At 71.8% G+C, this 22,332-nt stretch carries 23 protein-coding genes and 1 pseudogene; 10 read left to right on the top strand and 14 right to left on the bottom strand.

Going from position 1 to position 22,332, the window contains the following annotated elements; translation table 11 throughout:
• Nucleotides 1-52 precede the first annotated feature (52 nt).
• A complete protein-coding gene (locus AL2_RS00100; protein ID WP_067627667.1) occupies nucleotides 53-1,612 on the bottom strand; it encodes a protein kinase domain-containing protein in 1,560 nt (519 codons plus the stop codon).
• Between the two features lie 202 nt (nucleotides 1,613-1,814).
• Here AL2_RS00100 and AL2_RS37095 point away from each other — a divergent pair, with 202 nt between their 5' ends.
• Entirely contained in the window at nucleotides 1,815-1,985 is a 171-nt protein-coding gene (locus AL2_RS37095; protein ID WP_157437928.1) for a hypothetical protein, read from the top strand.
• A 77-nt stretch (nucleotides 1,986-2,062) separates the two neighbouring features.
• Nucleotides 2,063-2,560, top strand: coding sequence for a MarR family winged helix-turn-helix transcriptional regulator (locus tag AL2_RS00105; protein WP_067627670.1), 498 nt, complete (start codon nucleotides 2,063-2,065; stop codon nucleotides 2,558-2,560).
• 20 nt (nucleotides 2,561-2,580) lie between these two features.
• On the opposite strand, the gene AL2_RS00110 is transcribed toward AL2_RS00105, so the two are convergent.
• The 5 genes from AL2_RS00110 to AL2_RS00130 all read right to left on the bottom strand — a co-directional run bounded on the left by AL2_RS00110 (nucleotide 2,581) and on the right by AL2_RS00130 (nucleotide 6,582).
• The gene (locus AL2_RS00110; protein ID WP_067627675.1) at nucleotides 2,581-3,030 is read right to left on the bottom strand and encodes a nitroreductase/quinone reductase family protein; all 450 of its coding nucleotides are present in this window, start codon (nucleotides 3,028-3,030) and stop codon (nucleotides 2,581-2,583) included.
• Between the two features lie 58 nt (nucleotides 3,031-3,088).
• Entirely contained in the window at nucleotides 3,089-3,859 is a 771-nt protein-coding gene (locus AL2_RS00115; protein ID WP_067627677.1) for an SDR family NAD(P)-dependent oxidoreductase, read from the bottom strand.
• 29 nt (nucleotides 3,860-3,888) lie between these two features.
• Nucleotides 3,889-5,010 (bottom strand): alkene reductase, encoded by a 1,122-nt coding sequence (locus AL2_RS00120; protein ID WP_067627680.1) that lies wholly within the window; start codon nucleotides 5,008-5,010, stop codon nucleotides 3,889-3,891.
• A 297-nt stretch (nucleotides 5,011-5,307) separates the two neighbouring features.
• Nucleotides 5,308-5,748, bottom strand: coding sequence for a hypothetical protein (locus tag AL2_RS00125; protein WP_067627683.1), 441 nt, complete (start codon nucleotides 5,746-5,748; stop codon nucleotides 5,308-5,310).
• A gap of 129 nt (nucleotides 5,749-5,877) precedes the next feature.
• A complete protein-coding gene (locus AL2_RS00130; RefSeq protein ID WP_067627686.1) occupies nucleotides 5,878-6,582 on the bottom strand; it encodes a hypothetical protein in 705 nt (234 codons plus the stop codon).
• 444 nt (nucleotides 6,583-7,026) lie between these two features.
• On the opposite strand from AL2_RS00130, the gene AL2_RS00135 reads away from it, so the two are divergent.
• From AL2_RS00135 to AL2_RS38380, 3 genes are all read left to right on the top strand, one after another.
• Nucleotides 7,027-7,731, top strand: coding sequence for an RNA polymerase sigma factor (locus AL2_RS00135; protein WP_210748030.1), 705 nt, complete (start codon nucleotides 7,027-7,029; stop codon nucleotides 7,729-7,731).
• Nucleotides 7,728-8,021, top strand: a complete 294-nt coding sequence (locus AL2_RS00140; protein WP_157437929.1) for a hypothetical protein — start codon at nucleotides 7,728-7,730, stop codon at nucleotides 8,019-8,021. The genes AL2_RS00135 and AL2_RS00140 overlap by 4 nt, the downstream gene beginning before the upstream one ends.
• A 665-nt stretch (nucleotides 8,022-8,686) precedes the next feature.
• Nucleotides 8,687-9,070, top strand: a complete 384-nt coding sequence (locus AL2_RS38380) for a tannase/feruloyl esterase family alpha/beta hydrolase (protein ID WP_210748041.1) — start codon at nucleotides 8,687-8,689, stop codon at nucleotides 9,068-9,070.
• 62 nt (nucleotides 9,071-9,132) lie between these two features.
• Here AL2_RS38380 and AL2_RS00150 read toward each other — a convergent pair whose 3' ends face one another.
• The gene (locus AL2_RS00150; protein WP_067627694.1) at nucleotides 9,133-10,080 is read right to left on the bottom strand and encodes an NAD-dependent epimerase/dehydratase family protein; all 948 of its coding nucleotides are present in this window, start codon (nucleotides 10,078-10,080) and stop codon (nucleotides 9,133-9,135) included.
• A gap of 73 nt (nucleotides 10,081-10,153) precedes the next feature.
• Between AL2_RS00150 and AL2_RS00155 the strand changes: the two genes are divergently transcribed.
• The gene (locus AL2_RS00155; RefSeq protein WP_067627697.1) at nucleotides 10,154-10,600 is read left to right on the top strand and encodes a MarR family winged helix-turn-helix transcriptional regulator; all 447 of its coding nucleotides are present in this window, start codon (nucleotides 10,154-10,156) and stop codon (nucleotides 10,598-10,600) included.
• A 158-nt stretch (nucleotides 10,601-10,758) separates the two neighbouring features.
• Here AL2_RS00155 and AL2_RS00160 read toward each other — a convergent pair whose 3' ends face one another.
• The 4 genes from AL2_RS00160 to AL2_RS00175 all read right to left on the bottom strand — a co-directional run bounded on the left by AL2_RS00160 (nucleotide 10,759) and on the right by AL2_RS00175 (nucleotide 15,092).
• A complete protein-coding gene (locus AL2_RS00160) occupies nucleotides 10,759-11,418 on the bottom strand; it encodes a response regulator (RefSeq protein WP_067627700.1) in 660 nt (219 codons plus the stop codon).
• Nucleotides 11,415-12,569: a sensor histidine kinase gene (locus AL2_RS00165; protein ID WP_067627703.1), complete on the bottom strand. Its 1,155-nt coding sequence runs from the start codon at nucleotides 12,567-12,569 to the stop codon at nucleotides 11,415-11,417. The genes AL2_RS00160 and AL2_RS00165 overlap by 4 nt, the downstream gene beginning before the upstream one ends.
• Complete coding sequence (locus AL2_RS00170) at nucleotides 12,566-13,399, bottom strand: CPBP family intramembrane glutamic endopeptidase (protein WP_067627705.1); 834 nt, start codon at nucleotides 13,397-13,399, stop codon at nucleotides 12,566-12,568. Before AL2_RS00170 ends, AL2_RS00165 begins: the two co-directional genes overlap by 4 nt.
• Before the next feature lie 175 nt (nucleotides 13,400-13,574).
• Nucleotides 13,575-15,092: an alpha/beta hydrolase domain-containing protein gene (locus AL2_RS00175; RefSeq protein WP_067627709.1), complete on the bottom strand. Its 1,518-nt coding sequence runs from the start codon at nucleotides 15,090-15,092 to the stop codon at nucleotides 13,575-13,577.
• 251 nt (nucleotides 15,093-15,343) lie between these two features.
• Between AL2_RS00175 and AL2_RS00180 the strand changes: the two are divergent.
• The 3 genes and pseudogenes from AL2_RS00180 to AL2_RS00190 form a co-directional block, all read left to right on the top strand.
• Nucleotides 15,344-16,375: pseudogene (locus AL2_RS00180) on the top strand (serine/threonine-protein kinase); the annotation flags it as partial.
• Between the two features lie 17 nt (nucleotides 16,376-16,392).
• Nucleotides 16,393-16,623 (top strand): hypothetical protein, encoded by a 231-nt coding sequence (locus tag AL2_RS00185; protein ID WP_067627713.1) that lies wholly within the window; start codon nucleotides 16,393-16,395, stop codon nucleotides 16,621-16,623.
• Between the two features lie 17 nt (nucleotides 16,624-16,640).
• The gene (locus AL2_RS00190) at nucleotides 16,641-16,841 is read left to right on the top strand and encodes a hypothetical protein (protein WP_157437930.1); all 201 of its coding nucleotides are present in this window, start codon (nucleotides 16,641-16,643) and stop codon (nucleotides 16,839-16,841) included.
• A gap of 239 nt (nucleotides 16,842-17,080) precedes the next feature.
• Here the strand turns inward: AL2_RS00190 and AL2_RS00195 are convergent, their stop codons facing one another.
• Nucleotides 17,081-18,061: an adenylate/guanylate cyclase domain-containing protein gene (locus tag AL2_RS00195; RefSeq protein ID WP_083945788.1), complete on the bottom strand. Its 981-nt coding sequence runs from the start codon at nucleotides 18,059-18,061 to the stop codon at nucleotides 17,081-17,083.
• A gap of 62 nt (nucleotides 18,062-18,123) precedes the next feature.
• Between AL2_RS00195 and AL2_RS00200 the strand changes: the two genes are divergently transcribed.
• Nucleotides 18,124-18,888 (top strand): MerR family transcriptional regulator, encoded by a 765-nt coding sequence (locus AL2_RS00200; protein WP_067627719.1) that lies wholly within the window; start codon nucleotides 18,124-18,126, stop codon nucleotides 18,886-18,888.
• A gap of 4 nt (nucleotides 18,889-18,892) precedes the next feature.
• Here AL2_RS00200 and AL2_RS00205 read toward each other — a convergent pair whose 3' ends face one another.
• The gene (locus AL2_RS00205; RefSeq protein WP_083945789.1) at nucleotides 18,893-20,494 is read right to left on the bottom strand and encodes a sigma-70 family RNA polymerase sigma factor; all 1,602 of its coding nucleotides are present in this window, start codon (nucleotides 20,492-20,494) and stop codon (nucleotides 18,893-18,895) included.
• 192 nt (nucleotides 20,495-20,686) lie between these two features.
• The gene (locus AL2_RS00210) at nucleotides 20,687-22,309 is read right to left on the bottom strand and encodes a long-chain fatty acid--CoA ligase (protein ID WP_157437931.1); all 1,623 of its coding nucleotides are present in this window, start codon (nucleotides 22,307-22,309) and stop codon (nucleotides 20,687-20,689) included.
• Nucleotides 22,310-22,332 lie beyond the last annotated feature (23 nt).

A 22,332-nucleotide genomic window follows, 5' to 3' on the forward strand; every position in this document is an offset into this window, starting at 1 on the left:
CATCAGCGGCGTGCGAGGGCTCCTGCGGGCCCCCCGCCTGGTCGACTCCGGGTCAGTTCGGTTTCCGCACGGACCAGGTGCCGCGCTTGCCGAAGGGCAGTTGTTTCTGGGGCGCACCGTATATCTGCACCTGGAGGGCACCGCCGTTGTCGGCGACGACATCCAGGGATGGCTGAAAGAACCGCTTCGGCCCGTCGTCGGGTGACAGGATGCCGTTATAGATGACTTCGCCGGCCGTGTCGCGCACCCTGATGGCCACGGTCGTGGGAACGGTCGCGACGATCTCGAGGGACGGAACGGGACCGTGCCCGGGGGATGCCGACGCCGGATTCGACGACTTCGACGACTGGGGCTTCGATGACGGCGGCGGGTCGTGTAGATGATCCCAGGCGATCCAGCCGCCGCCGACCAGAAGAGCCAGACACGCGGCCGCGATGAGTCCGGTCAAGGAACTCCGCCGGAACAGGTGCGAGCGGCGGGAACCCTCCGGTTCGGGGGCGACCGGTGGCGCGTTCGTCGGATGCTCCGGTGGCGCCTTCCCAGCGTTCGGCATGGCGGTGTCCGGTCCGCGGTCACCGGACGCCGGGGGTGAGGCCGGCGGAGGTGCCGGGGCGGTGGCGGCGCCCGAGCCGGTTTCGATGGCCTGTCGCATCGCCGCGGCGTCCGGGTGGCGTTGTTCGGGCTCCTTGGCCAGCGCGGCCGCCAGGATCCGGTCCCAGAAAGGGGCCAGATCGGGGTTCAGTTGCGAAGGCGGCTGCGGGGCCCTGTGCAGGTGCCCGTAGAGGACGACGGCGGCCGAGTCACCGGTGAAGGGCGTTCGACCGGTGAGCAGTTCGTAAAGCACGCATCCGACCGAGTACAGGTCCGAGCGGGCGTCGGCGGGTCTGCCATCGGCCTGCTCTGGAGACATATAGGACGGCGTGCCGATGCGCGCTCCGGTAGCGGTCAGCCGGGTGACGGACTCCGACATGAACCTGGCGATCCCGAAATCCATCACCTTCACCCGCACCCGGCCGTCGGCGCGGTGGACCATGATGTTGGCGGGCTTGATATCGCGGTGTACCACTCCCCGCTCGTGGCTGTGTTCCAGAGCCTCCAAGACGGCCACCACGATCCGTCCCGCTTCGTCCGCGGTCGGCGGAGCTTCGCGCAGCAACTTGGCCAGAGTCGCTCCCTTCACCAGTTCCATCACCAGATACGGAACCGGCCCCGCGGCCCCGGAGTCCTCACCGATGTCGTGGACGACCGCGATGTTCGGATGTGTCAAGCCCGCCGCCGCGCGCGCCTCCCGCAGGAAACGGGCCCGAAGGTCCCCGTCGTGGAGCATCCCCGCAGGCAGCACCTTGACCGCCACGATCCGCTCTAACTGGCGGTCCCGCGCCCGATACACCACCCCCATACCGCCCCTCCCCAGCGGCTCCAGGAACTCATACCGGTCCGACAACAGCCTCGCCAAGGCCCCCGCCCTTCTGCTCATCCCCGTTTCCGCACCGATCATAATCAAGGCCGCCTTCGCGTTGAAGGCAAACGGGAATTCCGCTGGCAGGCCGCAGCCCGTCAAGCCCGACAGGCTGCGGCCCCGCTCGATGTATTCGATGTTGGGGGTTGTCACGCCGCTGGCTAATCGGGACCTGCGCCACTCACCTGAACCTCACTTGTCATCTGACGGCGAGGCGGTTTGTCGCCATAATGGCACCCCCGGGCCGGCGATAATTCATATCGCTCCAGGTGCGGGAAGCCACATCCTCACTGAGCGCCGGTAACCGCCCGGCCCAGGGCCGTCATTCGGTGCGGGGCGGTGTCTGATCTGGTGGATGAGGGTCATCGCGGCGCTGGCGAGGAGTGTGGTGTCGTTGGCGGCCACCACGAAGCCGAAGCCCTGGGCGATCGCGTCGGTCGCCGCGGCGGCGCTCCCCACCGCCGTGCCGCAGGGGCGGCCCGTCTCGATGGCCTGCGGCCACCAGCGTCTGGACGTCGGCGGGTAGCCGTCGGTAGACAGCATCGAAGCAGGACTCTTCGACCTTCGGGTAAGACCTCTCACGGCGTCGGTATCCTCGGAGCCGTGGCGGAAACACCAGGTGCGGCGGACGCGCCGTCGGAGCGTTCGGTCGCCGGCCTCGGTCCGATCAGCCATTCGATCTTTCGCGTCGCCCGGCTGCACAAGGCGTTCGCGGGCCAGTTGCTCCGCGACGTCGGCCTGTACCCCGGTCAGGAACTGCTGATGATCCAGCTGTGGGATCGCGGGCCGCAGCGCCAGGTCGACCTCGTCCGGATGTTGGAGACCGACGCGCCCGCGGTGGCACGTTCGGTCCGCCGCCTCGAAGCGGCGGGTTTCGTCCGGCGCACCCCCAGCCCCACCGACAAGCGGGCGACGATCGTCGAGGCCACCCGTGCCAGCCTCGCGCTGAAGCGGAGCGTGGAGCGGATCTGGGCCGAGTTGGAGTCGCTCACCGTCGGCGGGATGGGCGCAGCCGAGCGGGAGCGAGTGCTGCACGCGCTGCATGCCCTGGAAGACAACCTGGTCGCCGCCGAACAGCGGGAGCCGGGCCCGCCGGCCTGACGGCGGGCCCGGCTCCCGGTTCAGCGGGCGTCCTCGACAGTGCCGGGGACGTGCTCCGGCGCACGGCGGGTGAAGCGGATCACGGGCAGCGGCCGCGGCGCCTTGGCCTGGTAGGCCGCGAAGGCGGGTGCCATGTCGACGAAGCGCGCGAACGCGGCGTCGCGCTCCCTGCCGGTCAACTCGACGGCACGCACCGGAACGGTGGCGATGTCGCCGTCGATCACGGCCTCGATCTCGGTGTCGGGGTGGGCCCGCAGGTTGACCGTCCAGGCCGGGTCGCGCGGCGCACCCATCGCGGAACCCACGACCAGCCAGTCGCCACCGCTGCGCAGGGACATCGCGGGGTTCACCCGCTCGGTCCCGGTCCGTATCCCGCGGTGATGGATGAGGACCAGGTTGCTCCCCCAGGCGCCGACGCGGCCACGGCCCGCCCGGAACTCCGCGATGACACGGTCATTGAACTCGGTCATTATCGGTTCCTTCCGTTTCGCCGGGCCGCGCCCCGCGCCGGAGCGCGGCCCGCCGAGGTCAGTTCATGAACATGCCGCCGTCGACGTTCAACGTCTGGCCGGTCACGAAGTCGGCGTCCGGAGACGCCAAGAAGAAGATCGGCCCGACGAGGTCGCCGGCGTGCTGGTCCCGCTTGAGCGCGCGGCCCTCGCGCTGGGACGCGATGAGCTCCGGCGGGAAGTTCTCCAGCACGGGTCCGGTGAGGGTCAGGCCGGGGGTCAGCAGGTTGACGGTGATGCCGTCCGCACCGACCTCACGTGCGAGGCTGCGGGTGAACCCGAGCAGTCCGGACTTCGCCGTGACGTAGTGGACCTGCCCGGGGACGCCTGGGAACATCGACGCCGACCCGATGTTGACGATCCGGCCCCAGCCGCGGCCCCTCATCAGGGGCAGCAGGGCGTGGGTCACCAGGAAATACCCGGTCAGGTTGATGTCGATCACCGTCCGCCAGCGGTCGGGGCTGGTGTCCTCGAACATGTCGAACGGGAAGAACCCGGCCACGTTGAGGAGCACGTCGACCCCGCCCAGCCGGCGAGCGGCGTCGGCGATCGCCTGGACGTCGTCCTCGTCGGCGATGCTGCCGGCGACGGTCACCAGCGACTCGACCGCGCCCGGATCCGCGTCCAGATCCGCGCGGAGCTTGTCGAGGACGTCCGTGGACAGGTCCGTGGCGATCACCCGATCGCCGTTGCGCAGGAATCGGCCGACGAGAGCAGCCCCGACTCCCCCGGCCGCGCCCGTGATGACGACGACCCGTGCGGTGTCGTGGTCAGTGCGTGTGGTGGTCATGGCGGTGTTCCCTCCATTGGTGGCGGACGTCAGGCGGAAGTCCCGCCCGCCGGTGCGGGCCGCAGGGCCGGGTAGTCGGTGTAGCCCGCGGCGTCGCCGCCGTAGGCCCTGGCCAAGTCCGGTTCACGAAGCGGCCCGCCCGTCGCGAGCCGATGCGGCAGGTCGGGGTTGGCGATGAAGAGGCGGCCGAAGGAGAGCAGATCGGCGGCACCCTCCTCGATGAGCGAGAGGTGCTCCGGGCCGGTCTTCGATCCGGGGGTGGCCGGATTCAGCATGAACGGGCCGGACCAGCGCGCCCGCAGAGCGGAGGTGAGCCCGGGATCCGTGGACTCCAGCACGTGAAGGTAGGCCAGGCCGAGGTGGTCCAGTTCGTCGACGAGCAGCCGGTACGTCTCGGCATGGTCCCGCTCCTCGATGTCGTTCAACGGGTTCGCCGGGGAGATCCGCAGTGCGGTGCGCTCGGCGCCGATCTCCTCCGCCACCGCGCGGACGGCCTCCAGCGTCAGGCGGATCCGGTTCTCCGCCGGCCCGCCCCACTCGTCCTCGCGCCGGTTGGCGTTGGTGGACAGGAACTGGTGGAGCAGGTAGCCGTTGGCACCGTGCAGCTCGACGCCGTCGAAGCCCGCCGTGATCGCGTTGCGGGCGGCCGCCGCGAAGTCCGCGACCGTCTCCCAGATCTGCTCGCCCGTGAGCGGCACGGGCTCCACGAAGTCCCGCAGCCCGCCGGCGGTGAAGATCTGGCCACCGGCACGGACCGCCGACGGGCCGACCGGTATGGCGGGCTCGAAATAGTTGTCCGGATGGCCAATCCGGCCCGTGTGCATCAACTGCGCGACGATCCTCCCGCCGTTGCCGTGCACAGCGCCGGTCACCCGACGCCACGCCTCGACTTGGGCGCCGCTGTGCAGGCCGGGCGTATCGGGGTAGCCCTGGCCGATCCGGTTGGGCTGGACGCCCTCGGTGACGATCAGCCCCGCACCTGCCCGTTGTGCGTAGTATTCGGCCATCAGCCCGGTGGGACTCGCGTCCGGCCCGTACGCGCGGCTGCGCGTCATCGGGGCCATCACGACCCGGTTTCTGAGTGTCCCGAACCCGACCTCGAAGCGCTCGAACGGGCTCACCCGGGCCTGGTCATCGATGGAAGCCGTCATGCCGTCGTCCCCTTCCTTGCTCGAACCACTGATAGTTGGCCGAACAAGTACTTGGGCCGACTCATTCCCATCCGCGGGAAACTTCTCCGCTCCGCCAAGCCCGCACCGTTGGTGATGATCTTGAGCGGTGGGGCGGGAAACAGGCAGGGGCATCTCCAGCGCAGTGCGGGGTCGGTGTCGAAGCCACGCTTTCGCAGTGCCTCGGCCGCTCTACCGCCGGCCACGAACCCGTGCGTGCGCTCGAGATGCCCCTCTCCCGGTCCTCTGCGGCCGGGCCCGCACGGCCGTTTCCGCGGGTCAGGGACGGCGGGCGGGCAGGCCGTTCGGGTAGGCCCAGGCGAGGCGGGTCAGGACGAGCGCGGCCGCCATGAGGCCGAAGTCGCGGAGCGCGACGTCGCCGTACCCGCCGACGATGATGAGGTTGATGATGATGGTGCCGAGCCATGCGGCGACCAGCGGGGCACCCAGGCGCGGGATGACGAGGACGGCGAGGCCGGCGATGATTTCGACGACTCCGACGAGCTGCATGGCCGTTCCCGCGTCGCCGGGGACGACGTCGTTGAACACGGCGGCGAGGTAGCGGGTCCAGTCGTCGGTGAGAATCGTGGCGAACTTGTCGAGCCCGAACAGGACGGGCAGGACGGCGAAGCCGAGACGCAGCGCCAGGAACGCCTGGGCTCCCGGGTCGGCCAGTGAGGGCGTGTTCCGGTCCTGGTCCCGGTTCTGGTTCGTGATCATGTGGTGGTTCTCCTGTGTTCGCTTGTTTGCGGGTCGGTGTTCCGTGGTGCCGACGGGGATCGATCGGACGGATGGTCCGGGCGGACGGTGTGCGGACCGTCTCGCACGCTCACGCGCGTCGCCAGGGCGTCAGAACTTGTCGGGGAACTGCTCGATGAGGCCCTGGGAGAGCATGTCGGCCATGCCGTCCATGTGCGTCTGGGCCTTGTCGAACGTGGCGATGGCGGCTTTGAAGTCGCCGCCCAGGACAGAGCCGGCGTAGCCGAGGGTCTGGGTGATGTGCGTCCTCATCATGAGACGCATGTCGTGTCGCGACCAGTTGGGGTTGGCGTGAGCGAGGAAGTCTCCGATGTCCCGGGCGTTGGCGTACCACGCCCTGGTGGCCTTGTTCAGTGCCGCCTTGTCCCCGGCCTTGGCGGCGGTGAGGACGGGGACCGCCTCCTCGATGTGGGTGGTCAGCAGCTCGGTGAGCCGCTTCGCCGCGTCCTCGCCGTAGTAGGGCGCGACGGCGTTACCGATGTCGGCCTGGTTGCGCAGGAGGCGGTCGAGGGTGGGCTGGAGCGCGGGCGAGTCGGCGGCGAACGCGACCACGGTCGACCAGGTCCATTCCATGTGCTCGGCCCACAGGGTCCGCATCGTGGTGTAGAGCGCCACCTCGGCCGACACCTGCGCGGTCGGGTGGGCGGCCGGGTGGGCCTGGCCGTGCGCGGCGGCGGCGGTCGCAACATGGCCGCCGCCCGAGCCGCAGGCCGTCAGGAGGCCGCCCGACAGGGTCAGCGCCGCGATCAGCGATGCTGTGGAGGCGCGGTATCTGGTCTTGTGTCGGATGGACATGAAGGTCCCTTCGGTGGAATGCGGGTGTGCCTGCCAAGGCGGATCCGTCACGGAGAGCCGCCGTCCGCCTCGGTTGTTGGTTAGTGGGCGCCGGACGCGGTGGTCTTACCGGGGGCGAGCGAATTCGTGAGATCCCGGTAAGACGGGACGGGGCCGGCGGCACTCACCACGTATGACCGGTCCTGATATGAGGCATGGCATGACGAGGCATGGCCCGGCGGCGTACGGCATTCCGCCGTTGCCGCGGCCGCGGCCGCGAGGACGGGAAGTGAGATGGCGCCGCGAGCAGCTCATAGCCGCCGGATACGACGAACTGTCGGCGCACCGGATGGCGGCTGACGGCATGACCGACGTTCATGCCATGGTGGTAAGGAAAGAGCGGTGTCTGCGGCATGGCGCGGCCGCGGGTGAAGGGGCGGTTGTGAGGCGGGCGAGGTGAGGGAGGTGGGTGAGGCGCTAGTGACCCCGTACCGTGAGCAGCGTCGGCCACGGGCCGATGGGGTGCCGCCGGGTGAGGGGCCGCCGGGTGAGGGGCCGCCGGGTGACGACTGGGTCGCCCGCCTTTCGGCGGCCGGGCCGGTGCGTGACGACGCGGTGGCGCACCTGCACGGGTTGATGCTGCGCGCGGCCCGGTACCAGGTCGGCCGTATGGTCGAAGCCGCCGATCTCGGTGCCGCCCGCCGCGAGGAGATCGTGCAGGCGGCCGCGGACGAGGCGACGGTGTCGGTCCTTTCCCGCCTGCACACGTTCGAGGGCCGCAGCCGGTTCACGACCTGGGCCTACAAGTTCGGGATCCTGCACGCGGGCGTCGAGGTGCGGCGCGCCGCGTGGAGCGGCAGGGAGATCCGGCTGCACGAGGTGCCGGAACCCGGCGAGACGGCCGCCTCCTCCCCGGAGGCCTACGCCGAGGGCCGCGATCTGGCCCGGGCCGCGCGGGACGCGCTTTTCGCCGCGCTGACGCCGCACCAGCGGCGCATTGCCGTCGCGCTACTGGTCGACGAGGTGCCGATCGATGTGCTGGCCGAGCGGCTCGGCACCAACCGCAGCGCCCTGTACAAGACCTTGCACGACGCCCGCAAGCGTCTGCGAGCCCACCTGTCCGCCCAGGGCTACCTGCCCGTCCGGACCACCAAGGAGGTGAACCGGTGAGAGACCATGAGCCGTTGACGCCGGAGGCGATCGACCGCCTGACCACCAACACCGAACCGTGGCTCTCCTGTGACGACTGCTTCGAGCGGGTCGATGCCGCCATCGACGCGATCCTCGGTTCCGACGCCCCTCTGCCGGAAGACTTCCGGGTTCATCTGCTGGCGTGCGCGGTCTGTCGCGAGGAGGCGGATGCGCTGGCGGCACTGGCCGCCGACGGCACCGGGCTGTCCGCGGCGCAAGCCGTCGCGCGGCTCGAGGCCGCCGTCCTGGAGGCGGACGCCCGGCAGTGACGGCCGCGCCGTCCGATCCCGGACGGAACGCCGTGATCATGAGGACGCCCCAGGCGCGGTCCCGCCCCGCCGTGACGCCATGACCGCAGTGCGGGACGGCAAGGGTCCGGACGGCCCGCCGCCGCACCGCCGCCCCACGGAACCACGGCCTCGGCCCGTCCACGAGAAACCTCCGGCCGTCCCGGCCCGTACACCCTGACCGCCGTGTCGACCCTCCGTCCGCCGGTCTGCGCTCGGATCTCCGAGGACGTCCTCGGGCCGTTGGTCGGCCTGCCGGCCCACCCGCCAGAACGTCCGTCCGTTTGTTCGATCGCCGGCGTCCGGAACTTCATCAACACCGGATCACCGCAGCACCGCGGGCTCGGTCGCCCGATGCGCAGATCGCTTCGGTGGTCGCGGCGTCCAAGCCGTTCCGGTGGCCGTACCGGATCGCCAGTGGTGAGCGAGAGTATCCCGGCTTTCCCCTGCTGTCGGGCGCCGACATGAGAACGCCGTTCATCGGGTTCGGCACGACCGCGCCCGCCAACCCGATGCCTGCGACGGCCGGATACGGGCTCCAGTTCTGGGACCAGTGGGTCTAGTACTTCCTCACGAGGGATCCCGGTTCCAACTCCCTCGACGTCGACCCTCGGCGGCCCGGGAAGTGGCTTCCCCGGATCAGTTACCTGTCCGCCATCCAGGACCGCAACGACGCGGACCTCCGTCCCTTCATGCGCTCCGGCGGAAAGCTGCTCCTCCTGCATGGCTCCGCCGATGAACTCGTCTCCCACCGCTCGACGAGCGACTACTACCGGCGAGTGATCGCCACCGCGGGCATCGGGCAGACCCAGAACTCCCTGCGGTACTACCTCATCCCCGGCGTGAACCACGCCAACTTCGGCGACGTCGCCTTCGCCGGCACCTGGGATTCGCTGTCCGCCCTGGAACGGTGGGCCGAAGAGGGGCGTCCGCCCGTCAGGCCGGTGGCCACCGACGGCCGCGACGGCAGGACGCGCCCGCTCTGCGAGTACCCGCGCTGGCCGAAGCTTCGTGTGTGCGCGTTGACGTAGCCCTCCGTTCTCACGGCCCGGGACCTGATGCGGGAGTTCCGCGGGTCCCGGGCCGTGGTCTGTCAGTGCTCGTTGCCGGCGCGCAGCCAGGCGATGTAGTCGGCGACCGCGCGTTCGGTGTCGTATTCGGGCTTGAAGCCGGTGTCCTGCTGGAGCCGGGTGATGTCGAGGTAGCTCTGCCGCGCGTCCCCTCCGGTGGGCAGCTCGACCCGGGCGTCCGGCACCACCCGTTCGATCGCGGCGATGATCTCGGCGTTGGTCGTCGCGCGGCCGGACGCGACGTTGTAGGTGCGGTGGTCGAGCCGGTCCGCGAGCTGGAGGAGCGCGATCGCCCGGGCGGTGTCCTTCACGTAGCACAGGTCGAGCGAATCCTCCGCGTGCGCGGGACCGGGGAGCGCGGACAGATCCGGCTCGGTGCCGCGGACGGCGGCGTGGACGAGTTCCGGGGCCGCGAAGAACAGGGCGCCATGGGGGTCGCGCGGACCCCAGGTGCCGGAGATGCGGTAGTCGACGACATCGAGGCCGGCGGCGTCGGCCAGGTGACCGTTGAGCAGCTCACCGATCTTCTTGAAGGTCGGGATCAGGTGGCCCGAGGTCATCGGCAGCGGCATGTCCTCACGGAGCGGGCCCTCGTTCGCGACGCCGCCGTAGACGCCGATCGTGCTCGCGACACCCACCCGGTGCACGTTCCACTCGCGGGCGGCCTGCAGGACGTTGAACAGGCCGCCCAGGGCTTTCCGGGCGGCCTCGACGGGCTGCTCGGGATCGGGCGGCCAGGGCATCGAGCCCGCGAGGTGCAGGATGCCGGTGATCTCGTGGCGCTCACCGATGTCGAGCAACGCGCGCGGCTCGGTGATGTCGGCCCGCTCGGCCACTGCCCGCCCCTCTGCGAGATCGGCGGGCGGCTCGGCCGTCCGGCGCTGGACCAGGACGCAGCTCTCGCCGAGGTCCAGCAGTGCGCGCACGGTGTGGGAGCCGATGAACCCCAGACCTCCGGTAACCAAGATCATTTGCTTGGATCCTTTCTGTCGCTCTACTGATTATCAGTACTACTGACGATCAGTTTAGCGATAGAATTCTTCCGTGTCGAGCAGTGATGGGCCGGGCCCCGAGCTGAGCAGGAATCTCGTCTACCTGCTCAAGCGCGCGCACCTTCGGATGGCGGAGCTGGCCGCGGACGCGGTGGCGGCGCACGGCGTCGACGGACGGGAGCTGGGCGTCCTGCTCTCCCTGGCCGGCCGCGAACCGGCGTCCCAGCAGCAGGCGGCGCGGCGGCTGGGCATCGACCGCACCACGATGGTCGCGATGCTGGACGCCCTGGAGGGCAAGGGCCTGGTGTCACGCCACCCGCACGCGGAAGACCGCCGCCGCAACGTCGTCGAACTGACCCATGCCGGCCGCGAGACCCTCCGCCTGGCCGGCGACGCGAACGACGGAGCCGAGCGCGAGTTCCTGGCGTCCCTCACCCCGGAGGCCGCGGAGCACCTGCGAAGCTCCCTGCAGAAGCTCGTGCTGCCCTCGGACGATTAGCCCGCACTACCGGCTCTCTCCGCGCGGCAAGCCTCATGGCCTACCTGCGGTCCCTGACCGGATGATCCATCTCAGCGCAGCCTGCTGAAGAACTCCCGGACGCCGCCGACGAGCAGGCCGGGAGCCTCCATTCAAGTGCTCGCCGACCGGCGATGCCCTCAGGTCACCAGGCCGTTGCGGTACGCGTAGACGACCGCCTGGACGCGGTCGCGCAAGTCGAGTTTGGCGAGGATGCGCGACACGTACGTTTTGACGGTCTCCTGGCTGATCACCAGTTCCGCCGCGATCTCGCTGTTCGACAGGCCATTCGCGATGAGCCGCAGCACCTCCAGCTCGCGCGGCGTCAGCGCGGTCTCGGCCGGGGTGCTCTCCGTCGGGCGGATCCGGGCCGCGTACCGGCCGACGAGCTGCCGCGTCACCTCGGGGGCGAGCAGCGCGGCGCCGGCGGCGACGGTGCGGATGCCGTGCAGCAGCTGCGCCGGCGGGGCGTCCTTGAGCAGGAACCCGCTCGCGCCCGCGCGCAGCGCCTCGTACACGTACTCGTCCAGGTTGAACGTCGTCACCACGAGCACCTTGACGGGGTTCGGCACTCCGGCGCCGGCCAGCCGCCGGGTCGCCTCGATGCCGTCGAGCACCGGCATCCGGACGTCCATCACCACCATGTCCGGCTCCAGCCTGCGGGCGAGGTCGACGGCGGTGCGGCCGTCCCCGCACTCGCCGACGACCTCCAGGTCGGGCTGCGCGTCGATGATCGTCGCGAACCCGGTCCGGATCAGCGCCTGGTCGTCGCAGACCAGCACCCGGACCGGCACGGTCACGACGGGCTTCCCGCGGGGATGCGCGCCCGGACGACGAAGCCGCCGTCCGGCCGCCGGTCCGCGCTGAACCCGCCGCCCAGCGCGTCGACCCGGTCGCGGAGGCCGGTGAGGCCCCGTCCGCTCCCGCCGGGGGTCCCGGACCGCGAGCCGGAGCCGTCGTTGCCGACCTGCACGGTGATCTCCTTGTCGGCGTAGCGGACATGGACCTCGGTGCGGCTGCCGTGGGCGTACTTGAGGGCGTTCGTCAGCGCCTCTTGGACGACCCGGTATGCGACGAACTCGGCACTGCCCGCCGACTCCGCCCGCGTCCCCTCCTCGGTGAACTCCACCGGCTGTCCCGCCTTGCGCGTCTGCTCGACGAGGGACGCGAGATCGCCGACGGACAGCGTCGCGCGCTCGGCGTCGTGGTCGGGGTGCAGCACGTCGAGCAGATGCCGCAGGTCGCCGATGGCGCGGCGGCCGGTGTCGGAGACGGCGGTCAGGGTCTCGTCCAGCCGGTCCGGTGCGGCGGTCAGGTAGCGCGCCGCCTCCGCCTGGACGACCATCGCCGTCACGTGGTGGGTCACGACGTCGTGGAGTTCGCGGGCGATGCGGGTGCGTTCGGCGGCGCGGGTGGCCTCGGCGACGCGGCGGCGGCGCTCGGCCTCGGCGGCCCGGGTGGCGCGCAGCCAGGCCCCGATGCCCCACACGACGCCCATCGCCAGGTAGAACGTCACGAACCCGTCCGGCCGCTCGGTCGCGCCGGCCCGGTCGAGCGCGACCGCCAGCACCGCGTATCCCGCGGTGAGGACGACCATGGCGGTGCGCCGGAACCTGTCCAGATGGGCGCCCGCGCTCAGCACCGCGATGGCCAGCCCGGTGCCGGCGAACATGTGGTAGCCGCGGAGCTGGTCGAGGGCGAAGCCGGCCGACACCAGGGCGAGGCACGCGGCCGGCCACCGGCGGCGCACGATGAGCGGAAGGCTCTGCAGAGCGACCGCCAGGACCGCCAGTCCGTCGTAGGGACGGTCCGGAAGGCCGCCGACCTGCGTCCCGAGGCCATGGAAGGCGGGGACGAGCGACCCGGCCGCCAGCAGCAGCGCCAAGGGCAGATCCCGGACCATGACGCCGCACCGGCGCCACATGTCCGGGATCTGCCGAAAGTCGATCACTGGGAGAGGCTAGCGGTCGCGGCGGCGCGGTCGCGGCGCCTCGGGGGAACGATGGTGCCGCGCCGGTGGGCCAACCACAGGAACACGGCCGTCGCCGCCACGCCGAGCCCCACCGAGTACAGGCTCGCCTCCGGGCCGAACTCGCCGCCGGTGATCAGGGCCGGGCCCGATGTCACGCCGTCCAGCAGCCCGTCCGGGGTGTCGTTGCCGGAGACCGTGGTGCCGAAGATGCCGGCGCCCGCGATGTTCCAGGCGAAGTGCAGACCGATCGGCACCCACAAGTTCCGGGTCGCGGCATAGGCGGCGGCGAGCATGCCGCCCGCCTCGATCGCGATGGCGATGGCCCCCCACAGAGTGGCGTTCTCGTTGCCCAGGTGCATCAGGCCGAACACCACACCGGTCAGCGCCAGCGACCACCAGGTGCCGATGCGTCCCTCGACGATCCGGAACAGGATGCCGCGGAACACCAGTTCCTCCGTCACGGCAGCGGCGGCCATGACGCCGACCAGCGCGACCGGGCCGGCGACCGAGCCGAAGCCGTCGACCCGGTAGTCGCCGAGCAGGGCGAGGTTCGCGATGACGACGCCGAACAACCCGAAGCCGATCAGCGCGCCCCGGCCGAGAGCGGGGACCGCCCCGGCGCGGGCCAGCTCGTCCACCGGGCGGCGCTCCGTCCGCCCCACCACGAAGACGTAGACCAGCAGCGCCAGCACCGCTGACGCGAGGCCGAGGCCCAACGTGGGCAGCACGTCCCACTGCACCGCGGCGGTGGCGACGCCGCCGATGGCGGCGACCGCCACGACCGCCAAGAGCTGGATCAACAGCTTCATGATGACTCCCTCACCTTGTCCCCGCGGTTCTGGCGCCGCGGCCAGGAAGAACGCTAGGGATCATGCGATCGGGAATCGTCACCGCGCAGTGGACACTTGCCGGTAGCTCGCACGGGGGACAAGCCGGCCCCGCCGGGCCGGCACGCCGGCGGGCCTCGCGTCGCGGGGTGCGGGGTCAGCCGCCGATGTCGGAGTTCTCGGCGGCGGTGATGATCGCGGCCGCGTCCTCCGGCAGCAGGTAGCGGGCGTCCACCGACTGCCGCGCGGCCGCTCGCACCTTGCCCACGTAGTCCGCGTGCGTCGGGTAGAGGCTGCTCAGCACCGGTTCGGCGGTGCGGGGGAAGGACGGGTCGGACGGGTCGCCGGCGTCGTGCCGGTCCCACGGGTCGGCGTCGCCGTTCCACGGGTCGCGGGCGCCGTAGAGGCCGCAGAAGACGCCGCTGCCGCTGGTGTCGCGCTCGCCGGTGAGGGTCCGGGTCGGGACCGCGACGTCCGGCAGCCGGATGCCGCCGGTGGCCAGGCCGGTGCGCGGGTCGCGGATGACCGTGCTCAGCTCCGGTCCGCTCGGCGGCGCCGCCCCGCCCCGCGCCCAGCCGGCCAGCAGGCGCAGCGCGGCGTTCATCGAGTAGTGGCCGGGCCCGTCGTTGTACGGGGCCGACCCGGCGGCGCAGTCGGGCTGCGGCCCCGCGGAGCCGACCGACTTCTTCACGGTGGGACCGCCCAGGTCGAACGCCCACTGGTCGCCGTGGGCGGTGCCCGCCAGTTCCCAGTGGACGACCCGGCCGGTGTCCGGCTGCCGCGCGAGGAAGGCGCCCGGGACGTCGGTCTCGGTGAGCACGACGAACACCGGCACCGGCAGATCGGTCCTGATCCGGGACGGGTTCGGCATCCACAGGACATCGGTGAGCTCGCCGCTGATCGGGGCCGCGACGGCGCCGTTGCTGTGGATCATGAAGCCGTCGTAGACCTTCGAGACGGGCTGGACGGCGTTGGCGTACGTCGTCATGAGGCCGGCGGACTGCGATTCACCGTCGGCGAGGAGGGTCTTGACCTCCAGCCCGCCGAGCGGGTCGGGCCCGTCCGGGCTGCGCAGCGCCTGCCCGGCCTGGGAGAAGATGTCGTAGGAGTAGGCGTCCCCGGGGTGGACGAGGCTGCCGTACCGCGCCGGGTCCCAGCCCTTGAGGCCCTTGACCTCGCCGAGCCCGCCGTTGACGCCGACCGACTGCGCCGAGACCCCGACCCAGGCGTAGCCCTTGCGCAGCAGTTCGTCCCGCGTGAACCAGTAGTCGGGAGAGATCTCGATCTGGCCGCTGACGTTGAGCCACTCGACCACGATGGTGCCGTTGAACTTCGCCGGATCGGCGGGGCGGCGCACCAGGAGCCGGCTCTTGTACGCGGCGTGACCGGACTCGCGGACGTCCCACCGGCCGTTCGAGCCCCAGATGCCGGACTTGGCGTAGGACGCGGCGGTCCCGGAGATGAAGTACTCGCTCTCGGTGTAGCCGAACGAGCCGAGGTCCTCGGCGGCGGCCAGGAACGGGAAGCCGTGGTCGCCGGCGGGCGGGACGGTGACCACGGGATCGGCGGCGTCGGCACGGGCGGCCGACGGCGCGCAGAGCAGAGCGGCGGACAACGCCGCCGCCAGCGTCGCGGCGGCGGCCCGCCGTCCGGGACGCCGAAGGGGTGGGCGCATGGTTGCCTCCATGGGGCGGGGGTCGGGGAAGCACAGTGTCCGCCCGCCCCCGGCGGCCGGACATCGCGTGAATCACCGGTGTTCCGCGCTCGACCGGCGGCGGCCGGTGGATCGCCGCGTTCCCGCCCAGGAAGGGCGAATCAGGGGCTTTGCGGAGATCATGGCCTTAGGCTGTCCGCCGTGACCTCTGCGGGGATGGTGATCGACGGCCGTTTCGAGCTGCGGGCACGACTCGGCAGCGGCGGGTCGATCACCCCAATGTGGTGACCATTCATCACATCGTGGACTCGCCCGACATGCCGCACCCGTGGCTGGTGATGGAACTCGTCCGCGGGCAGTCCCTCCAGGAGCGGCTGGCGCGGGGGCCGCTGCCGCCCGCCGAGGGGGCCGCCGTCGGACGCGGGCTGCTCGCGGCGCTGCGCGCCGCCCACGAGGCCGGCGTCTGCCACCGCGACGTCAAGCCCGCGAACGTCCTGCTGCGGACGGACGGGACGCCGGTCCTCACCGATTTCGGCATCGCGGTGCTCCAGGAGGCGTCCCGCGTCACCGCCACCGGCGGGCTGGTCGGCTCGCCGGAGTACATGGCGCCGGAGCGGCTGCACGGGCACGAGGGCGACCCCGCTTCGGACCTGTGGTCGCTCGGGCTGCTGCTGTACGTGGCCGTCGAGGGGACCAATCCGCTGCGCCGGTCCACGACGGCCGCGACGCTCGGCGCCATCATGACGGCCGATGTCCCGCCGCCCCGCCGGGCCGGTCCCCTGACGCCCGTGCTGCGGGCGCTGCTGGTGCGGGAACCGGCCGCCCGGCCCGCGGCGGCCCAGCTGGACCACATGCTCGCCCAGGCCGCCGCCAGTGCGGCCGCAGCGCCGTCCATGGCCTCACCCCCGCCGATGCCTCCGCCTCCGCCCTTCGTCCCCATGCCGGGACCCGGGACGACTCCGCCACCGCTCTCGATGCGGACGACCGTCCCCGGGCGGCCGCGGAAACGCCGTTCCGGCATGATCGGGGCCATTGCCGCCGTGCTGGCCGGGGCGGTCGCGATCCTTCTCGCGGCGGCCCTCATCGTCCTTCCCGCGCTCATGGACGACGACGAACCGGACAACGGCGGTGAACCTTACGACGCGACATCGAGGAGCGCCGCCGCCCCGCAGGCGGGGAACGGCGGGGGCGGCGTCAAAGAGGTCAAGTCGCTGCTCACTCCGGACGACCCGGCGCCTTCGACAACTACACCTACGAGAAAGGCGCGGACGCGGCCGTACGCAGCCGTCCCAGCATCGCCATAACGACCGGTGACGCCACGGTGAATCTCCGCGCCTTCGAGTGGGACGCCCTGCCGCGACTGATGAGCCGCGCGGAGGGCGTCCTCAAGGTGCCGAAGCCGACCAGCCGGTACGTCATCGTGCAGGCGGCCTGGACGTTCAACGGCGACCGGCCGACCATGATGATCTACCTCTCCGACGAGTACGGCGGCGGCTACCTCGCGGTGAACCAGAAGGGCGAAGTCATCAAGACCGTCCCGTCCAGCTCCTGATGGAGCGCGTCTTCACCATGCGCGGCACCGACTGGCGCATGACCCGGACAACGGCGAACGCGCAACCGGCCGCCGTCGCCTACACCCGCACCGACGGCGCGTACCGGCTGCACACCCTGCAGGTCTTCACCGTGACCCCGAATGGCATCGCGCGCAACGTCGTCTTCCAGGACCCAAAGGTGTTCTCCGCGTTCGGCCTGCCTCCGATCCTCGAATGACGCCGAGGACGCTCCGCCGGCTCCGATCTCCCGGCCGGGCGGGGTTCGGCGGGGTCAGGCGGGGCTCAGTGCGCGTCCCGGGGCGGTCCCCGCGAGGGTGCCGCCGCTCAACACGACCGACCTCATCCCCCCAGAGCCCACGCAACGGACGTCCATGCCGGTAGTCCCGGAGGCTAGGCGCACGCGCGCGGCCGCACCAGGTTGGCGACGCATCGTTCCGCCCTCGCCGGCGCGGTGGGCTAGCGGCGGGGGTGGCGTAGGAGGTAGGGCTTCACGCGTCCCAGGCCCTGGAGGGGGCGGGGGCGCAGCGAGGAGATCTCGTAGGCGTCCTTGGGGAGGGCCGTGGCCAGGTCGGGGTCTGCCAGGACCGTTCCCGCGTACGCGATGGACGTCAGGCGGGCGGCCATGTTGACCGGGGTGCCGAAGACGTCGCCCAGGCGTTGGATGACCTCGCCGTAGGCCAGGCCGACGCGGACCTTGGGGGAGTCGGGGGCCTCGTTGAAGTGGTCCGCGATGCGGAGGCCGATGTCGGCCGCGGCGGACGGGGTCGGGGCGACGAAGAGGACCTCGTCGCCGAGGGTCTTCACGATGCGGCCACCGGCCTCGGCGACGATCTCGGCGGCGGTCGACTCGAAGAGCTCGATGAAGGCGCCCAGCGCGTCGCCGTCGAGGCGGCGGCTCAGCCGGGTGAACGACACGACGTCGGCGAAGCCGACCGCGAGGTGGGCGAGGCCGGCGGCCGGATCGGACTGGGCGGTGGCCGTGGTGGCGGCGGCGCGCATGCCGGCGGCGGTGAGCTGGCGGCGCCAGCCGTGCAGGAGGAGGCGCTCGAACGCCGGGCGCAGCTCCTCAGTGGCGGCGAGCGCGGCGGTGACCAGGTCGGACGTGAGGGGCTCCGCGGACGGGAGCTCGCCGAGCCGCTGCAGCCAGACGTCGCCGAGCCAGCTCGCGAGGCGGCCCATCGTCTGGCCCACGGCGCGCGCCAGCTGGAGGACCATGTCCTCGTCCACCATGTCGTGGGAGAGGAGGTCCTTGATCTCGCGCAGGGCCGCGACGTCGCCGTCGGTGAAGGCGGTCTCGTCGTCGGGCGGGGCCGGGAAGCCGAGGGCCTGCCAGATCCGGCGCGCGTAATCGTCCGTGACGCCCGAAAGGGCCTCGACCTCCTTGCGCGTGTAGCGCAGGGGGCCGCCGAGGAGGGTCTCCTCGATGTCGTCCGCCATGCGCGCAACCCTATGTGCCATCGAACGATGTAACAATGGGCCGGGAGTAAGATCACGGCAACATGGCCGAGTACCGAATCGACGAGCTGGCGCGGCTGGCCGGGACCACCGTGCGGAACATCCGCGCCTACCAGGACCGGGGGCTGCTGCCGCCGCCGCGGCTCGAGGGCCGGGTCGGCAAGTACGACGACTCGCATCTCGCCCGGCTCCGGCTCATCGGCCAGCTGCTCGGCCGCGGCTACACGTTCGCGATCATCAAGGACCTGCTGTCGGCCTGGGAGACGGGCAAGGACGTCGGCGAGGTGCTCGGGCTGGAGAAGGTCCTCACGGACCCCTGGTCGGACGAGATACCCGGCACGACCACCTACGAGGAGCTCATCGAGATCTTCGGCACCGGGCTGGACGACGACGAGATCGCCCGGATCACGCAGCGCACCGTCGAACTCGGCCTGATCGAGCGGGACGGCGAGAAGTTCCGGGTGCCGAGCCCGCGGCTGCTGCACGTCGGCGCCGAACTCGTCGCCGCCGGCATCCCGCTCGACTCGGTGCTCGACATCGCCGGGGAGATCCGCGACGACTGCGACGTGATCGCCGGACGGTTCGTCAACCTCGTCCAGGCGAACGTGTTCGACCGGCTCGAGGGCGAGCCCGTCCCGGACGGCGCCAAGGTGGCCGAGGTCGCCGCCGTGGTGCGGCGCATGCGGCCGCTGGTGAAGATGGTCGTGGAACCGTTCATCGCGCGGGCCATGGAGGCCCGCGTCCAGGCGGTCCTCGGCGACCGCCTCGAAACGATGAGGGACGCGCTGGAGGACCGGCCCGAGGGCTGATCCGTCACAGCAGCGTGGCGCCCCAGACGACCGTCACCTGGTGGGGCGCGCCCTCGGAGTCGGTGAACGTCAGCGTCCCCTGACCGGGCAGGCCGATGATCGCCGTGCGGAGGGTCAGCGTCAGGCTGGTCGTGTCGCCGTCGGACATGCCGCCCTGCATCTCCGACAGGATCAGCTGGCTCGTCGACGTCATCGCCGTCCACGACACCGATCCGCCGCTGGCGGCGAGGCTGACGTGCGCGGTCTTCGTGCCGTACATCTCGACCTTGCCGGGGCTCACGACGAGGACGCCGCGCCGCGCGGGCGGGTCGGTCGGCTGCGACGGCGGCGCCGACGGGTCCTGCGGGTGCTGCGGATCCTCGCCCTCCGCGGGCGCGCTCGCGGGCGGCTGGGCGGGACGGCCCTGCGCTCCCCCGCCCGGCGCCGCGGACGGCTGCCCGCCGCCGCGGGAGCCGGCCGGCGGGTGCACCTTGGTGATCGACGGCTGCGGCTGCGTGCGGAACGGCGGCCAGGACAGCGTGCCGCTGCCGATGCCGGGCCCCATCACGACCACCGCGACGAGCGCGGCGACCAGCGCGCCCGCCATGCCGCCCACGGTGAACAGCCACCGGCGGGTGAACGGCGACGGCACGTCCGGCTGGATCGGCAGGCCGGACGGGGTGAGCGCGCCGCCGCGCGCGGCGATGTCGGCCCGGTGGCCGGCCAGCTCGGGATCGGTGGCGGTGTGCATGACGCGGTGCCGCAGCGCGGCCGGCAGCACCGGCGCGGGCGCCCGGCGCAGCAGCGCGGCGGGCGACACCCGGCCCCGCCGCAGGCAGTCGAGGCAGTCGGCGACATGCCGCTCGGTCTCCGGGTCGGCGGGGGAGACGTCGCCCCGGCGGCGCAGCACCCGGGCCAGTCCCCTGGCCGGGCGCGGCGGGACGGCCGGCGCGGACTCCTCCTTCGGCGGCACGCGGGCCGCCAGCACGGCGACCGCTGTGGACACCGGCCCCTCCGCCGCCGGCCCGCCGGCGCACGCCCGCTCGGCGCGGCGGACCACCTCCTGGAGGGCGGCCTCCAGCTCGGCGCGCCCCCTGCGCACCCGCAGCGCGGCCCGCCGCGGCGACAGGCCGAGCGCGGCCCCGAGCCGCGCGGGACGCAGCCCGTGCCGGAACGCCAGGAACATGACCTCCTGGTCGACGGGCTCCAGCTGGGACAGGCAGCCGCGCAGCAGGCCGTGCAACTCGTCCGGGGGCGGCCAGTCGAGCCCCAGGTCGTCGTCATCGGCGCGGCTCGCGAACTGGGCGTCGCCGAACTCGCCGTCGCGGTCCCAGCAGAGCACCTTCGCGCGGCCCCGCCGGACGCAGCGGCGCCGGGCCGATCCGTACAGCCAGGAGCCCAGGTGCAGGTGGTCGCGCATCCGGGGCGCGCGGCGGCACGCGTCGATGAACGTGTCGTGCACGATGTCGGCGGCGACCTTCTCGTCCCCCGACATCGACAGAGCGTAGTCGTAGAGGCGCTCGGCGTACTCGTCGTAGAGCGCGGCGAGCGCCGCCTCGTCGCCTTCGTTCAGCCCCTTGACCAGTTCACGGTCGGCCGAGCGTGCGGAGGTGGACAACCTGGGCATTCACGCTCCCGGCAGCGGCATGAGGGGCCCGCCCCCACGGGGGGCATCCGGACAATCAGCCCACCTTGCATACACCCGCGGACCCTATCTGCACCACATCATCTCCCGAAATCCACCGTTAAGGTAACACCCGGGTGAGTTACTGCACCTCTCCGTGACCACGCGTGTCGTGACTCCGGGTCAGAACCGGGATCAGCCGACCTCCCGGACCTCCAGGTCACCGTCCGCGTAACGGCGCCGCAGCACCTTCTTGTCGAATTTCCCGACGGACGTCTTCGGGACCTCGGTGATGAACGACCAGCGTTCGGGGAGCTGCCACTTCGGAATCCGGTCGGAGAGGAACTCGCGCAGCCGCTCGGGGGTGACCTCGGCCCCGTCCCGCAGCACGACCGAGGCGAGCGGCCGCTCCTGCCACCGCTCGTCGGGGACGCCGACCACGGCCGCCTCCACGATGTCCGGGTGCGCCATCAGGTGGTTCTCCAGCTCCACCGAGGAGATCCACTCGCCGCCCGACTTGATGACGTCCTTCGCCCGGTCGGTGAGCACGAGGTAGCCGTCCGCCGTCAGCGTCCCCACGTCGCCGGTGCGCAGCCAGCCGTCGTCGAACTTTCCCGGGTCCTCGTCGAGGTAGTAGGCGCCGGTGATCCACGGGCCGCGGATCTCGACCTCCCCCACCGCCTCCCCGTCGTTCGGCAGGACCCGGTCGCCGTCCCCGACGATCCGCATCTCCAGCCCCGCGAGGACGCGCCCCTGGCTGATCCGCGCCCGCCAGGCGTCCTCGCCGGCGGCGTTCACCGGCGGGTGCGCGACAGACGCGACCGGCGACGTCTCAGTCATCCCCCATGCCTGGACGATGCGGACGCCGATCTCGTCGAAGCCCCGCATCAGCGCCTCCGGAACCGCCGACCCGCCGCACGGCACGAGCCGCAGCGAACTCAGGTCGGACCCGTGCTCCTTCGTGTAGCGCAGGACGTCCGACCAGATCGTCGGCACCGCCCCCGCGACCGTCGGGCGCTCGGCCTCGATCAGCCGGACGAGCGGCTCCGCCTGCAGGAACCGGTCCGGCATGATCAGCGACGCGCCCGCCATGACCGCCGCGTAGGGCAGGCCCCAGGCGTTCGCGTGGAACATCGGAACCACCGGCAGCACGACGTCGGACGCGCTCAGCCCGATCGCGTTGCCCGTGCACGTCGCCATCGAGTGCAGGTACGCCGACCGGTGCGAGTACACGACGCCCTTCGGGTTCCCCGTCGTGCCGCTCGTGTAGCACATCGCCGCGGCCGACCGCTCGTCGATCTCCGGCCAGTCGAACGTCGCCGGCGCCGCCGCCAGCAGCTCCTCGTACCGGTGCAGCTCCTTGCCCGCGCTCTCCAGCGGCACCGTGTCGCCGTCGCCCACCACGACCACGTGCTGGACGGTCTTCAGCTGCGCGAGCACCGGCGCCAGCAGCGGGATCAGCGACCCGTCGACGAGGACGACCCGGTCCTCGGCGTGGTTCGCGATGTAGACGAGCTGGTCGGGGAACAGCCGGAGGTTGAGCGTGTGCAGCACCGCGCCCATCGACGGAACCGCGAAGTAGGCCTCCAGATGCTCGGCGTTGTTCCACATGAACGTGGCGACGCGCTGGTCGCCGTCCACCCCGAGGCCGCGCAGCGCCCCGGCCAGCCGGGCGGCGCGCTCCCCGACCTCCGCGTAGCTCCGCCGCCGCGCGCCGTCCCCCGTCCAGGTGGAGACCTCGGCATCACCGAAGACCCCCGCGCCATAGCGCATGATCGTCGTAATCGTCAGCGGAAAGTCCTGCATGGTGCTGAACACGGCACGCCTCCTGCCAGAAACGG

The sequence above is a fragment of the Actinomadura latina NBRC 106108 genome, assembly GCF_001552195.1.
Classification (GTDB): Bacteria; Actinomycetota; Actinomycetes; order Streptosporangiales; family Streptosporangiaceae; genus Spirillospora; species Spirillospora latina.